Source organism: Candidatus Binatia bacterium, assembly GCA_036493895.1.
Classification (GTDB): domain Bacteria; phylum Desulfobacterota; class Binatia; order UBA1149; family CAITLU01; genus DATNBU01.
On sequence record DASXOZ010000022.1, the window covers coordinates 92441 to 107500 of the forward strand.

At 67.2% G+C, this 15060-nt stretch carries 12 protein-coding genes; 7 read left to right on the forward strand and 5 right to left on the reverse strand.

What is annotated here, in order from left to right; translation table 11 throughout:
- Positions 1-17: 17 nt before the first annotated feature.
- Positions 18-842, forward strand: a complete 825-nt coding sequence (locus VGK20_06215) for an SDR family oxidoreductase (protein ID HEY2773632.1) — start codon at positions 18-20, stop codon at positions 840-842.
- Positions 843-899: 57 nt separating this feature from the next.
- Here VGK20_06215 and VGK20_06220 read toward each other — a convergent pair whose 3' ends face one another.
- Together VGK20_06220 and VGK20_06225 are read right to left on the reverse strand one after the other, a co-directional pair.
- Entirely contained in the window at positions 900-1685 is a 786-nt protein-coding gene (locus VGK20_06220) for a hypothetical protein (protein HEY2773633.1), read from the reverse strand.
- On the reverse strand, positions 1682-2692 hold the full coding sequence (locus tag VGK20_06225; GenBank protein HEY2773634.1) for a glycosyltransferase family 2 protein: 1011 nt from the start codon (positions 2690-2692) through the stop codon (positions 1682-1684). The genes VGK20_06220 and VGK20_06225 overlap by 4 nt, the downstream gene beginning before the upstream one ends.
- A 101-nt stretch (positions 2693-2793) precedes the next feature.
- On the opposite strand from VGK20_06225, the gene VGK20_06230 reads away from it, so the two are divergent.
- Positions 2794-4008, forward strand: a complete 1215-nt coding sequence (locus VGK20_06230; protein HEY2773635.1) for a hypothetical protein — start codon at positions 2794-2796, stop codon at positions 4006-4008.
- Here the strand turns inward: VGK20_06230 and VGK20_06235 are convergent.
- Genes VGK20_06235 through VGK20_06245 form a run of 3 tightly spaced genes read right to left on the reverse strand, consistent with a single transcriptional unit; the run spans position 3976 to position 9025 of the window.
- On the reverse strand, positions 3976-6675 hold the full coding sequence (locus tag VGK20_06235) for a 6-pyruvoyl-tetrahydropterin synthase-related protein (protein HEY2773636.1): 2700 nt from the start codon (positions 6673-6675) through the stop codon (positions 3976-3978). The two genes, VGK20_06230 and VGK20_06235, sit on opposite strands and share 33 nt — an antisense overlap.
- Positions 6672-7523: a hypothetical protein gene (locus tag VGK20_06240; GenBank protein ID HEY2773637.1), complete on the reverse strand. Its 852-nt coding sequence runs from the start codon at positions 7521-7523 to the stop codon at positions 6672-6674. The genes VGK20_06235 and VGK20_06240 overlap by 4 nt, the downstream gene beginning before the upstream one ends.
- Positions 7520-9025: an Rne/Rng family ribonuclease gene (locus VGK20_06245; protein ID HEY2773638.1), complete on the reverse strand. Its 1506-nt coding sequence runs from the start codon at positions 9023-9025 to the stop codon at positions 7520-7522. The genes VGK20_06240 and VGK20_06245 overlap by 4 nt, the downstream gene beginning before the upstream one ends.
- 213 nt (positions 9026-9238) lie before the next feature.
- Here VGK20_06245 and VGK20_06250 point away from each other — a divergent pair, with 213 nt between their 5' ends.
- The 5 genes from VGK20_06250 to VGK20_06270 all read left to right on the forward strand — a co-directional run bounded on the left by VGK20_06250 (position 9239) and on the right by VGK20_06270 (position 15026).
- Positions 9239-9862 (forward strand): HNH endonuclease, encoded by a 624-nt coding sequence (locus tag VGK20_06250; protein HEY2773639.1) that lies wholly within the window; start codon positions 9239-9241, stop codon positions 9860-9862.
- Between the two features lie 313 nt (positions 9863-10175).
- Positions 10176-13751, forward strand: coding sequence for a chromosome segregation protein SMC (smc, locus tag VGK20_06255; protein ID HEY2773640.1), 3576 nt, complete (start codon positions 10176-10178; stop codon positions 13749-13751).
- Positions 13752-13879: 128 nt separating this feature from the next.
- Complete coding sequence (locus VGK20_06260) at positions 13880-14101, forward strand: hypothetical protein (protein ID HEY2773641.1); 222 nt, start codon at positions 13880-13882, stop codon at positions 14099-14101.
- Positions 14088-14366: a cell division protein ZapA gene (locus tag VGK20_06265; GenBank protein HEY2773642.1), complete on the forward strand. Its 279-nt coding sequence runs from the start codon at positions 14088-14090 to the stop codon at positions 14364-14366. The genes VGK20_06260 and VGK20_06265 overlap by 14 nt, the downstream gene beginning before the upstream one ends.
- Before the next feature lie 66 nt (positions 14367-14432).
- Positions 14433-15026, forward strand: coding sequence for a 5-formyltetrahydrofolate cyclo-ligase (locus VGK20_06270; protein HEY2773643.1), 594 nt, complete (start codon positions 14433-14435; stop codon positions 15024-15026).
- The last annotated feature ends 34 nt before the right edge of the window (positions 15027-15060 follow it).

Genomic DNA, 15060 nt, shown 5'->3' on the forward strand with positions numbered 1-15060 from the left:
CTTCAGGAGGAACCGCGATGAAGCTGATCGATGGAAAGGTCGCAATCGTCACAGGGGCAGGACGCGGGATCGGGCGCGCCGTCGCCGAGCTGATGTCCGAGCACGGGGCCTCGGTCATCGTCAACGATCTCGACGAGGCGGTGGCATCCGAAACGGCGGCGGCAATCCGCGCGGCCGGCGGCAGGGCCGAGGTCTGTGCCGGCTCGGTCACCGACGCGAAGTTTCCCTCCCGCCTCATCGCTGCGGCGATCGACAGCTTCGGGACCTTCGACATCATCGTCAACAATGCCGGTTACACCAACGATGGGCTGATCCACAAGATGTCCGACGAGCAGTGGCAGTCGATGCTCGACTGTCACCTCACTGCGCCGTTTCGCATCCTGCGCGAAGCTTCGCTGCACTGGCGCGAGTGGTCGAAAGCCGAGTCCGCGTCGGGCCGCGCCAAGCCGCGCAAGGTCGTCAACGTTTCGTCGACGAGCGGGGTCGCCGGCAACGCGGGACAGGTCAACTACGCGGCCGGCAAGATGGGCATCGTCGGCATGACCAAGACGCTGGCCAAGGAGTGGGGCCGCCTCGGTGTCTGCGTCAATGCCGTTGCCTACGGTTTCATCGAGACGCGGCTTACCGCCGCCAAGGACAAGTCGATGAAGGCGACCGTCGACGGCAACGAGGTCGAGATCGGCATCCCCGGGCAGATGCGCGACGCGGCGATCCAACGCATTCCGCTCGGCCGCCCCGGATCTCCGCGCGAAGCGGCAGGCCCCGTGCTGTTCCTGAGCTCACCTCTTGCGGACTACGTCACCGGCCACGTCGTTCTCGTGACCGGCGGTTCCTACATGTGAGGCATGTGAGGCATGTGAGGCATGCAAGGCATGCAAGACATGCGATGAGGCCTGGGATCAGGGAAGCGTCGTCGTCGTGCTCGGCGACGTCTTCTGGGTGATCAGGCGCGCGCGGGCGCGGCCAGGAGCAGGCGGACTCGATACACCGGTGCAATCGGTTTCGGACTCGCCACCGGCGAGATTCGAGAAATCAATATCGACGTCGGTCAGCGTGACCGTGATGTTGCCGTCGACGCTGTCGAGCTCGCAGTTCGGATCGTCGAGCACGGCGATCGGATCACCTTCGTTGATCGTGCCGTCGGCGTTGTTGCCGGTCTTGTCCTGCAGGAACACGATGAGAAGAGGGCCCGGATCCAGCCCCGAGACCGAAAACTGCGTTGAGCCGTTCGAAATGACCGCAACCTTGCCGTTCGAGCTGTTGACGCCGCAGACGCCCTCCACGGGGCAGTCGGCATTGCTCGAGCAGGATTCGCCGCTGCTGGCACCGCTCTGGCAGGTGCTGTTCGCGCAGACACCGTCGGTGGGGCAGTCGGTGTTGCCGGCACAGGCCTGGCCGTCCTTGGTGCCACCCTGGCAGAGGTTCAGGATGAACAACGGGCACGGGCACTGGTAATCGGCCTTGTCGACCGAGTAGACGAACACGTCGATATCGCCGGTGGTCACCGGGTTCTCGGTGACGGTATCGGTGTTGCCCGTCACCGTGACCTTGGCGTTGTTGTTGCCGCCGCCGTTGCCGCAGGTCAGGCAGATCGTACCGCTTCCGCAGCCGTAAAAGCCGACGACGGCCGCCACGGCGACCGCAACGAGGGCCGGCAGGACGGAGAATATACGGGCTGGGCTCATGCGTGGTCCTTTACCGATACGGAATGAAGGTGGGCTTTCTCGCGCACCTGCCGGGCTTCGCGGGAAGCTGCGACGATGTAACGCGGCCTGCGTTTCACTTCCTCGTAGATGCGGCCGACGTACTCGCTGAGAATGCCGAGGCTGAGAAGCTGGGTGCCGCTGAACACCAGTACGAGCACGACGAGCGAAGTCCAGCCCGACACCGCCGAATTCGTGAACAGCCACACGCCGATCGAGTAGAAGCCGTAGAGGATGCCGAGTGCGACGGTGCCCATGCCGAGGAACGAGATCAGCCGCAAAGGGACCGTCGAGAAGGAAAAGACCCCGTCCAGCGCGAAACGCAGCATGCGCGTGACGACGTACTTGGTATCGCCGGCAAAACGCTCCTCGGCCGTGTACGGCACGGCCTTGCGGCGAAACCCGAGCCACGGCACCAGGCCGCGCACGAAGACGAAGTGTTCCTCGCAGGCCAGCAGCGAATCGGTGACGACGCGGTCGAGCAGGCGGAAGTCGGCGCCGCCGGTAGGGATGTCGACACCGGTCAGGCGTCGCAGCAGCTTGTAGAAACGCGCAGAGAAATATTCCTTGAGCGCGTGCCCCTCGTTGCCCTCGCGCACGGTGAAGACGACGTCGTAGCCGTCGCGCCAGTGCTCGACGAGGGTAGGGATCAGCTCGGGAGGATGCTGCAGGTCGCCGTCGAGGGACACGACGGCATCGCCGCGGGCGCGGGCGAGGCCGGCCAGGAGCGCCAGCTGGTGGCCGAAATTGCGCGAGAACGAAAGGTAGCCCACTCTCGGGTCGGCCTCCGCAAGTGATTCCAGTCGCGCGGCGGTGGCGTCGCTGCTGCCGTCGTCGACGAACACGGCTTCCCAGTCGCAGTCGAGGGGATCGAGCACGGCGTGCAGGCGGCGCGCCATCTCGTCGACGCACCCTTCCTCGTTGAAACACGGAACGACGATCGAGAGCAGGGGCCGCTCGCTTCGTCGATTCTCTCGCGACAGGCTCATCGGCTGGCCGAGCGCCGGGTGGCGGCGCAAGTCGTCGTAGTGTAGAGAGCAGGGGTCCGCATGTCGAATCGTTCTTCCCGCCGCTTCGTGGGCTTTGCTCGGTGACGTTCGCGCGACTGTCGAAGATTCTCGCGGTGGTCCTGGTGGCCGTCGCGCTGTGGCTGGCGCGTCCTCCCGCGCCGCCGGCGCACGTGATCGTGCTCGCTCTGCCGGGGCTGGGCCAGGCCGACTTGCAGGCAGGTGGCCACGCATCGTCGGCGACCGCAGCGGTCACGGGCAAGCAGCCGAGCGGCGCCACGTTCTGGCGCCGGCTGTTCACGCTCGATGCGGACGACGCCGATTCGTCGTCCCTTTCCGCGCTGTGGAGCGCGCCGAGCCCCCCCGTCCGCACGCTGGCGGTTCCAGCGCGTCTTTTCGATTCCTTTGCCGGCAAGACCGGAGACGCGGATCGTTTCGTCGGAACGAGCGGAGGCGCCATCGTCGATGCGGCCGACATCACGACGGGCCGGCTTCCCCCGCCGTATGACCGAGCTGCCGATGCGGTCTCCTCCGCTGCGGCCGGGCTTCGCCGCGAGCAGTGGAGCGAATGGATTCCCGTTGAGCCTCCTGCCGATGCGGATGCAAAATCGCACCCACCCAAGGCCGAGTTCCAGTTCGCGCGCTTCAACGACACGTCGTACTTCTTCTCGCCGGCGTACGTGACGGGAAGGGACGACCTCGTCGGCACGCCATTGCTTCGCGGCCTGGATCGCGAGCTGAGGCCGATCGCTGCCGCTCACGCGCTGGCGCTGGCAAAACGGCGCCTGGCCGGATCGGCTGCGCTGTTCGCGTCCGACGAGCACCGTCCGGTCGTCGTCTTCGATCCGGTGAGCGAGGACGTCGGGGAGATTTTCGCACCCGACTCTGTTCCTGCCGCGACGCTCGAGCAGGTGCGAAGCCAGGTCGAAGCCGAAATCGCGTCGCTGCGCGACGCAGCTGGCAGCGATGGCACCGTTCTCGTCGTCGGAGGACCGGCAGCGGGACGCAGCGGCGGCGGACCTGCGTGGATCTCGCTGTATTCGTCGCTCATCGGACCCGCGCTGGGGTCGCCGTCGACGACGAGCATGGAGAAGGCCCAGGTGCTGGTTCGTTACGTCTGCGGCGTCGTGCTGACGCCCGATGAGAAAAGCCTGCTCCCGCAGGGATTGCCCGCAGCTCTTGTGATTCGCCCGTCGGTGGCGAGGCCTGCGTCCGCGGCGCCCGTCAAGGCTCCCGACAGGACGTGGACGGCCGAGAACCTCGAATCAGTTCCCGGGGCCGTGACCGCCGGCCACTGAGGCGGCAGCCTTCGCAGGAGGCGGCGGCACTGAAGCCGGTGCTTGCGCAGCGGGCGCAGTGGCCTGGTCCGGCGTGGCGACCGCCGGGAACAGCTCCGGGTTCTCCTTCTTCAGTCTCTTGGTCCACGAAGAGTCCGCGTACTGGCGCTCGAGCTGCGCCGCATATTCGCGGGCGCGGTCGAGGCTCTTGATCGCCGCGTAAGACTTGGCCAGGTGGAAACCCGACTGCGCGCCGTAGTCGATATTCGGGAAATCGAAACGCAGCCGCTCGAGCGCCTGGATCGCGAGCTCCGACTTGCCGGTTTCGGCGTACGCATCGCCGAGCTGGATGAGCGCGGTTGCGATGCGCGGACGGTCGCTGTCCGAGCGTACCTCTTCGCCGAGGATGCGGATCACGTCGTCGAAACGGCGCTGCTGGTAGGCGAGGCTCCCCTCACGGAACGCCGCATCGTCGTCGCGGATGCGATAACGCACGGCGCCTGCCGCCAGCGCCGAGCCCACGACGAGGGCGATGCACAGCGGGATGCGAACGCGGGCAGGCGTCATCCATGCTCCAACCGGGCGCAGCAGGCGAACGAACACCAGCGAAGTGGCGCGCCGCGCGCGGCCGCTCAGCGCCGCGGCGGCGGCCCACAGGAGGCCGAGCCAAGTGGTTGCCAGCGCGAGCCAGTCGAGCGGCATCTGCGAGTACACCATCTCGAAATGCGTCGAGTGCGGCGTCACCAGCATGAAACCCGGGGAGACGAGGTCGATCGGCGAGCCGTCGACGGTCTTCCAGCGCGGAAAGTACGAGACCTTGACGATGTGGGGCCGGCCGGGGCACGTCGTGTCGAAGGTGATGCTTTCCTGCTCGAGGTGACTCGTCACCTTGCAGTCATCGCCGAGCGGCGTCCGCGGAATGTCGCGCACCGACGCCGTCTGCAGCGGGAAGCGCGACGCGCCCTGAGGTCCCGCGACCTCGGCCGGCACCAGCGGCACGTCGAGCAGCTCGGGATGCTTGAACCAGCGATAGAACGCCGTCCGGTAGTCGGGGCCGGTGTACAGCACCGGCTGGTTCGCAGCGGGTACGACGTAGCCGGTCACGCCGCTTGGAACGTCATAGACCGCGTAACCGCCCTGGTTGAACGTGCGGTGGAACGAAGGATTCGCGTCGTAGGCGGCGCGCGCCTTGTCGGTCGTCGCGACGATGGTGCCGACGTTGTAGACGCGAAGGTGGGGAAGGGCGGCCTGGGGGTCGAGCCGCGCGTAGGAATACTGGTGGAAAGGGCCGGAGGCTTTCTCACCGACTTCGGACTGGATGTAGAAGACGAACGGAGAGTTCGGCGAGACCTGGTGGAACACGCCCTCGAGCGTCGAGCGTCCCGCGAACAGCGGGAGGTTCTCGAACGCGCGCGAGCTTCCGAACCGGTTGTGGCCCTGCGAATGCTCGAACACCATGCGCGGCGAATTGATGTCGCCGTGCACGTGCTCGTTGATCGCGTGGAACAGGTCCCACGACGGCTTGCCCTCGTATCCCGAGTAGTTCCAGTCCAGCCACGACGGCAGGTAACCGAGGTGCGCGTAGGTCCAGCCCATGCAGATGCTCAGGCCTGCCGCCGCGTAGACGAGCGGGAAATTCAGGCGAGTGCCGAGCCAGACGAGCAGGTCGGCGGCCAGCAGCCCCACGGCGAGCTGGCCGATCGGCACGAAGCGGATGTCGGGGAAGCCGGTCATCGGCGAAACGCCGTACAGCACGACACTGCCGAACAGCGCGAACAGCATCAGTCCCTGGCGGTCGCTCTCATACCGCTTCAGGCCCGCGAGCATCAGCAGCACGTTGACGCCGGTCAGGATCGATGCCGGCCACAGCAGCTCGGGCACGACCTCCTTCCAGTCGTTGATCGTCCAGATCATCGTCCACTCGGTGGTGAACTTGACGCGCGGAACCAGCGGGAAGCCCCAGAACGCGACCAGCAGCCCTGCCAGCACGAAAGCCGGGGCGATGCGCGGCAGGGCCAGGGGACTGTCGGTGCGCGGCCGGATGTACCAGAGCGCGAGCCAGAGCGCGCCGATGAACGCGAAGGCATGGCTGAGCGCGACTGCCGCCAGCAGCAGCCCGCAGACCACCCACGAACCCATGCCCCTGGAAAGCCGGTGCAGGTAACCGAGGAACACGAGCGAGAGCGAGAATCCGATCGAATGGCAGAACTCTCCGGCCAGCACGCTCGGGATGTTGCCGCCCCACATCGAGTTGCCCTGCTGGAACAGGAACGGCAGCACCGAGCCCGCAGCCAGCACCGGTCCGCTGCGGCGGTAGCCGAGGGCCCAGAACAGGTAGGCGGCCGCCAGGGGCAGTGTCGTCGGCCCGAGCAGCGTGACGAGCTTGAACGAGATCTGCAGCGGCATCACGTAGCCGAGCAGGCCGATCAGGAAGAACGGCAGCGTGGAGTAGAAGTGGAAGATCGGGTAGCCGGCGTAGTTCCCCATCGTCCAACCCGTCCACTGCAGGTTGGGGATCAGCACGTCGTGCATGATCTGGGCAGGGTAGAAGTGGGACGCCGTGTCGCCGCCGGCCGTGACCGACTTGTCGAGCACGTACTGCCACGGCCAGATCCAGCAGAGGAAGGCGGAGGCGGCGACGACGAGCAGCAGCTCGATGCCGGCGGGAATGGTGCGGCGCGCTTTCACGTCGCCTGTTCCTCCGCACGCGACCGCGACCGGAACCACACGACGGCCTCGAGCACGGCGAGCAGCGCCATCAGGACGCCGCCCAGCTCGTAGAACGTCGGAGCCTTGATCTTGGGGATCGCCGTCCCGATTTTCACGGCGCCGTGAATTACGTCGGTCTGCGGGAAGCCGGCGTCGCTTGCCGTGACGTAGCCGAACACGTTGACCGAGGTCCCGGCCAGCAGCTTCAGGTTGCGCACGTGGAAGATCGCCTCGGCCTTGCCGCCGGCGTCGAACTCGAGCGAGACCTGCCCCGGACGCACCTCGATGCCTGCAGGCGCGACCAGCCGCACGTCGACTTTGCCGGTGCGGCCGGGCGGCTTCTTGGCCGTCAGCTTGGCGACGGCTTCGCCGCTGGTCGTGAGACCCGGAAGGTCGATGTTGCCGAAGATTCGCGGCGCGGGCGCAACTCCGACGTTCGCATTGGCAATGCTTACGATCTCGAACGGATAGCCATTGGAATCCGTGTACCGAACACGCAGCGTTATTACGTAGATACCGTTAGGAATCGCATCTGTAAGATGAATATTCCAGACGTGGCTCTCGTTCGGCATGATCTGCGAGACCGTCTCGCCGTCGACCTGCGTCCGGTCCAGCTCGGCGTGCACCGAGACCTCCGAGGCGGCCTCGTCTCCGGTGTGGGTCAGCGTGATCTTGGCATCGACGCCGGGGCCGGCCTTGACCTCCGCATCGGTGCGAAAGCCGATGGTACCGGCAAGGACCGGCGGGCAGGCCGCAAGTAGCAGCAGGGCCGCTGCGGCGGCAGCCGCAGCCGTCAGGGACGGCGCGGGAAGGAAACGGGTCCTCACGCGGCGACGACGTCGTACTGTTCCTGGTGGTAGGTCTCGGCAACCTTCAGTACGACCCCACGCCCGAGACGGTCCTGGAGGCCGCGGATCGCATCCTCCTCGTCGTTGAACAGGTAGGTGATCACGTCGCGGTTGGCGCGAACCATCATCCGGGTTCGCGACGACGGCGAGCGCGCGGCTTCGCGCTGGATCGCGCGCAGGATCTCGGAAGCCACGGTCGGCACCGATTTGACGCGGCCGCGCCCGTCGCAGTACGGGCAAGGGGACGACAGCAGGCGCTCGAGGTTCTCGCGCGTGCGCTTGCGCGTCATCTGGATCAGCCCGAGCTCGGAGATGCGCAGGATGCTCGTGCGGGCCTTGTCGCGGGCCAGCGCGGTTTCGAGCGTATCGGAGACGAGCTTTCGGTTGCCCGGATCCTCCATGTCGATCAGGTCGAGGATGATGATGCCGCCGATGTTGCGCAGGCGAAGCTGGCTGACGATCTCCTCGACGGCTTCGAGGTTCGTCTTGAGCACGGTCTCTTCCTGGCTGCGCTTTCCGACGAAACGCCCGGTGTTGACGTCGATCATCGTCAGCGCTTCGCCCTGGTCGATGACGAGGTAGCCGCCCGACTTGAGCCAGACCTTCGGCTCGATCGCCCGCGAGATCTGCTCCTCGACGCCGAAGCGGTCCAGGATCGGCTCGCCCCGGTCGTAGTACTCGACGCGCTCGGCCAGCGTGGGCAGGAAAGAGCCGACATAGTCTCGGGTGCGGTGAAAGTCGGCCTCGGTGTCGACGACGATCTGGTCGACGTCGGGCGACAGCATGTCTCGCACGCTGCGCAGCACCAGGTCGAGGTCGGCGTGCAGTAGCGCCGGAGGGGCCGTTTTCGGGGCCTTGGACTGGACCGCCGTCCAGATCTGCTCGAGGCTGCGGATATCGTCGACGACGTCCTTCTTGCTGAGGTTCTGGCACGCGGTGCGCGCGATGATTCCGCCGGAGGCCGGCTTGGCGCTCGAGATGATGTCGCGCAGGCGGCGCCTCTCGCGGTCGTCGCCGATGCGCTTGGAGACGCCGATCAGGTCGCCGAACGGCATGTAGACGAGGTACTTGCCCGGCAGCGAGACGTGCATCGTGATGCGCGCCCCCTTGGTGCCCATAGGCTCCTTGGCGATCTGCACGATGATCTCGTCACCGCGCGACAGCTTTTCCTCGATCGGAGCGTGGCTGCGGCCGCCGCGGGACGGCTCGAACTCCGGGTCGTCGGCTGCATCGTCGCCGACGGCGGCCGGAGAGTCGGTCACGACGTCGGAGGCGTGCAGGAAGGCCGCCTTTTCCAGGCCGATGTCGACGAAGGCCGCCTGCATGCCCGGTAGCACGCGCAGCACCCGGCCCTTGTAGATATTGCCCGCCGCGGCTTCCTCGGACGCGCGCTCGATGTGGACTTCGGCAAGAATGCCGTTCTCCAGCAGCGCGACCCGGACCTCGTTGGGGTTCGAGTTGATGATGATTTGCTTGCGCAATTTTGCGGTTCCTCATTTCCGAGGCGGCCGAAGAATGAGCGGCCGCGCTGCGGAGGCGCCGGATCCGGACCGCGGCGGACGCGCAATAACGTCCGTTCCGCAGCCGGGAGCACCGAAAAAGTTCGGCACCCTACCACGGACGTCCTTCGTATCAATGCGGGAACGCAGGGCTTTCACCTTGACTGCCGGGACGTCGATGCTAGCCTCCGATGGATGGCTGCTGCGGCCCTCTCGGCGCCGCCTCTTCAAGGCAGGAGCCTCGTCCTGAACAGGGCATTTCTGCCGATCCACGTCACTACGGTCCGGCGGGCCCTCTCGTTGCTCTACCGCGGCGTCGCCAAGGCCGTCGACGGCGAGTATCGCACCTTCGATTTCGAGTCCTGGTCCGAGCTTTCGATCGGCGGCTGCGACGCCGTCGGGCTCGTCGAAGGCGTCGTGCGCATTCCGCGCGTGGTGCTTCTGGTCGCCTTCGACCGCGTTCCCCAGCGCCGCGTGCGCTTCAGCCGCCACAACATCTTCGTGCGCGACGCGAACACCTGCCAGTACTGCGCCAGGCGATTTGCCCGCAGCGAGCTGAACCTCGACCACGTCGTCCCGCGCTGCCGCGGAGGCCGCACGACGTGGGAAAACGTCGTGTGCTCGTGTATCGAGTGCAATCGTCGCAAAGGCGGCGGCGACCCGATGGCGGCCGGGATGAAGCTGATCCGCTGTCCCCAGCGGCCGGCCTGGAGCCCGTTCGTCCAGAAGCAGTTCGGCGCGAGCGGCTACCGCGAATGGGTTCCCTTCCTGCGGGCGGTCGATACCGCCTACTGGAACGTCGAGCTCGATCCCGACTGATCGCCCAGCCGCCCGGCGGCGGTGGCAATCATGGAGTGATGTTCTCCATGAATACCTGTGCGTATCGCCCGGCGAGTTGACTCACTTTTCGTTCGCGTGGGATACTTTCCGGACCGGTCGCCGGGGGGCGCTGATTTCCGGGCACGGGAGTCGCACCGGCCCCGGGGGCTCGGGGGCCGGATCGGGCAGCCGACGGCAAGGCCGCAAGGCCGGTCGGGCCGAGGCCGCAAGGCCGTTTGAGCATAGGCCGCAAGGCCGTTTGACCCAGGCCGCAAGGCCGTTTGACTAGGATGATGATGAGGAGAGGACGTCGGTGAGGATCAAGCGGCTCGAGCTCGTCGGCTTCAAGTCATCCAAGGACAGGACCGTCCTCGATTTCCCCGAGGGAATCACGGGGATCGTCGGCCCCAACGGCTGCGGCAAGTCGAACATTGTCGACGCGCTTCGCTGGGTGCTCGGCGAGCAGAGCGCGCGCCACCTTCGCGGCAAGAGCATGGAAGACGTCATCTTCGTCGGGAACCAGACCTACGGTCCCCTCGGAATGGCCGAAGTCAGCATCCTGCTCGACAACGAAGGCGGAATGGAAACCGCGGGCGAGGGCTCCGAAGAAGACAACGAGATCGTTCGCGCGCTGCGCAAGGCTCCCGAGCTTCGCGTCACGCGCCGCCTCTATCGCTCCGGTGAATCCGAATACCTGATCAACGACCGCACCTGCCGCCTTCGCGACATCACCGAGTTGTTCCTCGGCACCGGCGTCGGGACGAAGGCGTATTCGATCGTCGAGCAGGGACGCGTCGGCCAGATCGTCGGCGCCAAGCCCGAGGAGCTTCGCCTGTTCATCGAGGAAGCGGCGGGCACGACGCTGTACCGAAGCCGCAAGGTCGCGGCCGAACGGAAGATCGAGCGCACGCGCGACAATCTCCTTCGCGTCAGCGACATCGTGCGCGAGCTCGAGCGCCAGGCGAACTCGCTGCGTCGCCAGGCGCGCGGTGCCGTGCAGTACCAGGAGCTTCGCACGCAGGAGGACTCGCTCGACCGCGCGTGGACCATCGTGCGACTGCGCGGCGTCGAGGAGCTGCAGCGCGAAGCCGCATCGCAGGCCGCGGAGCAGAGCGGGCGCGAGCACGCGCTGCGCCTGGAGATCGCGCGCGCCCACGAAGAGCGCGAAGGCCTGCGCGAGCGCGGCCGCAGCGTCGAGGTTACCCGCGAAAGCGCGCGCCAGGCGGTTTTTTCCGCGCGTTCCGCGCTTTCCCAGACCGAGCAGGAACGGCGCCACCTCGCCGAGCGGCGCGGCGAGCTCGAAGGGCTGGTGGCCGAGTCCGGCACCGACCTCGGAAGCCTCGAGCAGCGCATTGCCACGCTCGGAGGCGAAGCGGGTGAGGCGGAGCGGCGGCGCACCGAGCTTGCGCTCCGCTACGAAGAGGCGCGAGCCACCTGCGAGACCGTCGCCGCGCGAGTTCGCGACTGCGACGAGCGCTACTTCGCGTGGTCGAGCGACGCCGACGCGATGCGCACGCGACTGATCGAAGCTCTCGGAGCGAGCGCTGCGCTGCGCAACGAATGCGCATCGGTAGCCAGGCAGCTCGAAGCGGCCTCTGCGCGCGAGAGCCGGCTCGTCTCCGAAGACGAAGCACTGGCGACCGTACGATCGCGCCTGCACGAGGACCTCGAGGCAGCCGACGAGAAGCTCGCCGAGCTTGCGCGCACGCTCGACGTCGTCGAAGGCAGCAAGCGCAGCGCGGCCGACGAGCTCGACGCCGCGCAGACGCGCCGCGCGCTTGCGCAAGTCGAGTCCGAGCGCTGGCGCGACGAGTGCGCGCTCTTGCGCTCGCGCCTCGAGTCGCTCGAGGAGCTGCATCGCGGATTTTCAGGATACGGCGACGGAGTGCGCGCGTTCATGTCGAACGGCGGCAAGGAGCGCACGGGCGCCCGCGCCGTCGTGGCCGACGTCATCGAGATCGAAAGCGGGTTCGAACGCGCCGTGGCCGCCGTGCTCGGCGAAGCGCTGCAGTACATCATCGTTCCGGACACCGCGGCGGGAATCGACGGAGCCGCTTACCTGCGCGAGCATTCGGCAGGCCGCGCGACGTTCGTGCCGGCCGCTCTCGGCGCCGGCGAGGGCGGTGCTTCGGCCGGCGCAGATTCGCTCGCACGCCACGTCCGGATTCACGACGGCTACGAAGCCGCGATCGCGCCGTTCCTGGCCGGATGCGTCGTCGTCGCCGACCTCGGCGAGGCGCAGCGTCGCCACGACAGCGACCCGCATCGTTCGTACGTGACGATGGACGGAGAGCTGGTCGGCCTGCGCGGCATCGTGACCGGCGGCAGCGAAAATCCGGTCGACGAAGGCCTGCTGCTGAGAAGCTCGGAGATCCGCCGCATCCGCGAGAGCCTCGACGCGGCGCTTTCGAGATCGCACCAGGCCCAGAATGCACTGAAGGAAGCCGCCGAGGCTTCCAGCGCAGTCGATGGCCGGCTGGCCGATCTCGATCGTGAGCTACATCACCTGGCGGTCGAGCGCGTGCGTGCCAGCGGCGAGAAGAGGCTGCACGAGCAGAACTCGGTGCGCACCGGGGAGAGGCAGCGCGCGGTGGCTTCCGAGCTCGAGAGCGTGCAGCGCGAGCGCAGCGCCGCGGCGGTGCGCCAGCGCGAGTGCGAACAGGCATTGGCACGAACCGAGGCCGAAGTGGCCCGTCTCGAGCAGGAACGCTCGTTGCTCGAAGGCCAGGGCAAGGAGCTGGAGGCCGCAAGGCGCGGCGCGCTCGGCGAGCTCGAGCAGGCTCGCGTTTCGGAGGCCGAGGCGAGGCAGCGCATCGAGGCGCTGGCCACGCAGATCTCGTCGATCGCGATTGCGGCCGACGAAGCTTGCGGCCGCCGCGAAGCGCTGCTGGCTCGCCTGGAAAGATCACGGCTGGAGATCGCGAGCCTTTCGGCGCGGCTCACCGATCCGACGCTCGACGTCGAGCGGCTGCAGGCTTCGTGCACGCAGGCCGAAGCGAGCCTGGCCGAGGCCGACGGCGAGAACCAGACGGCACGCGCAGCGATCGAGCACCTCGATCGCGACCTCGATTCGCTGGCGGCGCGCCTCGACGAGACCCGCGCGGAATTCGGCCGCTGCGAGCTGCGCCGCAAGCAGTACGATCTCGAAAGGACGACGCTGCTCGAGGGCATTGCCGAGCGCCTCGGCGTATCGGCGGAAGACCTTGCCGCCACCGAAGTGCCCGCCGAAGCTGACCCTGCGTCGCTCGCGGCCGAGCTGGAGCAGGTGCGCGCGAAGATCCGCCGCCTCGGCACCGTCAACCTCGGTGCCGTCGCCGAGCTCGAGGAGATCGAGTCGCGTCTTGCCGAGCTGTGCAAGCAGAGAGACGACCTCGAACACTCGATCGAAGACCTGCGCTCGACGATCGCCAGGCTCAATCGCCTGTCGCGCCAGCGCTTCCACGAGACCTTCGACGAAGTGAACCGGATCTTCCAGACGACGTTCCCCAAGCTGTTCCAGGGCGGTAAGGCGTCGCTCTCGCTCACCGATCCGGAGAACCTGCTCGAGACCGGCGTCGAGATCGTCGTGCAGCCACCGGGCAAGCGCCTCGGCAACCTCGACCTTCTGTCGGGCGGCGAGAAGGCGATGACGGCGATCGCGCTGATCTTCGCGCTGTTCCTGCACAAGCCGAGCCCGTTCTGCGTGCTCGACGAGGTGGACGCACCGCTGGACGAGGCCAACATCGGGCGCTTCACGCGGATCATCGCCGAGATGTGCGACCGCTCGCAGTTCCTGTTGATCACCCACAACAAGAGGACGATGGAGATCTGCGATACGCTCTATGGCGTCACGATGCCGGAGCCCGGCGTCTCCAAGATGGTTTCGGTGGACCTGTCCCAGGCTGCATGACGCACGGGCGGACGCGGAGCACTTGACTACGGTGGCGCGTGCTACCTAAACTCCGGACTCCAAGTTGCGTCTGACAACTTGGGCCTAACCATATGGAAGATAAGGCTTTACGGCGACTCGAAGACTCGGTGCGCCGGCTCATCGCCCAGCAGGGGCACTCCTCGACGCGCACGTCCCAGCTCGCCGCCGCACTGGCCAAGAGCCGCGACGAGATCGAGAAGCTGAAGTCCCAGAACTTCCGCTTCCGAAGCGAGAGAATGGAAACCAGGAAGAAGCTCGACGCCATCATCCGGCGCGTCGATCACCTCGCCGAAACGGCGAACGGGCAGGGCGAGGATGCGGGAGATTGACCTGGAGATCGCAGGGCAGCGCCTGCACGTCCGCACCGACGAGGACGAGGCCTACATGCGCGGGCTGGCGACCTTCATCGACGAGCAGATGCGGCTGGTCGGAAAGGGGCAGCAGCGCGGCATCGCGTCGCTGACCATCGCGCTGCTGGCTGCGCTGCGGATCGCCGACGACTACCACAAGCTTCTCGGGACCCGGAAGAACGTCGACGCGGCGCTCGAGAGCCTCGCGGAGGCCGTCGAAGCCTGCCTCGACACCCCGCGCTGAGACCGGGGCCTTGCGCCCGCAACGAACGATCCGGCCGCAGCCCTCGTTGCCGCGGCGAGCCCAGCCATGAGCCTGCAGACCGGCGACGACGGGCTGCGTCGCGCCAAGGCCGAGCTTCGCATGACGATTCGCGATCGCATCGCAGCGCTGTCGCGCAGCGAGCGACGGCGCGCCGACGATGCAATTGCCGATCGCCTCTCGGCCGCGGTATCCAGGCTTGGGGCGGTCGCCGTCCTCGGCTATGTCGCGCTGCCGGACGAGGTGTGCATCGATGCATTTCTGGCCTCGATGGTCGCTTCAGGACTCGAGGTCCTGCTTCCGCGGCTCGCCGGCAGCACCGCTGCGTGGGCACGATGGACGCCGCGGACGCAGATGGTGCGCGAGAAGGGACGCTTCCTCGCACCGCGCCAGCGGCCCGGGGAAGGCGGAATCCCGGCCGGTGCAGTGGTGATCGTTCCGGGCCGCGCATTCGACCTTCGCGGCAGGCGGCTCGGGCGCGGCGCCGGATTTTATGATCGCATGCTCGGCGGCGCGCAGGCGCTGCGCACGATCGGAGTCGCGTACCGGTGCCAGATGGTCGAAGAGGTCCCGAGCGCCGCGCACGACGTTGCGATGAGCTCGGTGGTGACCGACGAAGAGGCGCGCAACGGCGGCGGCTGACGCGCGGGCAAGGACGGGCAAGAACGGGCAGGAA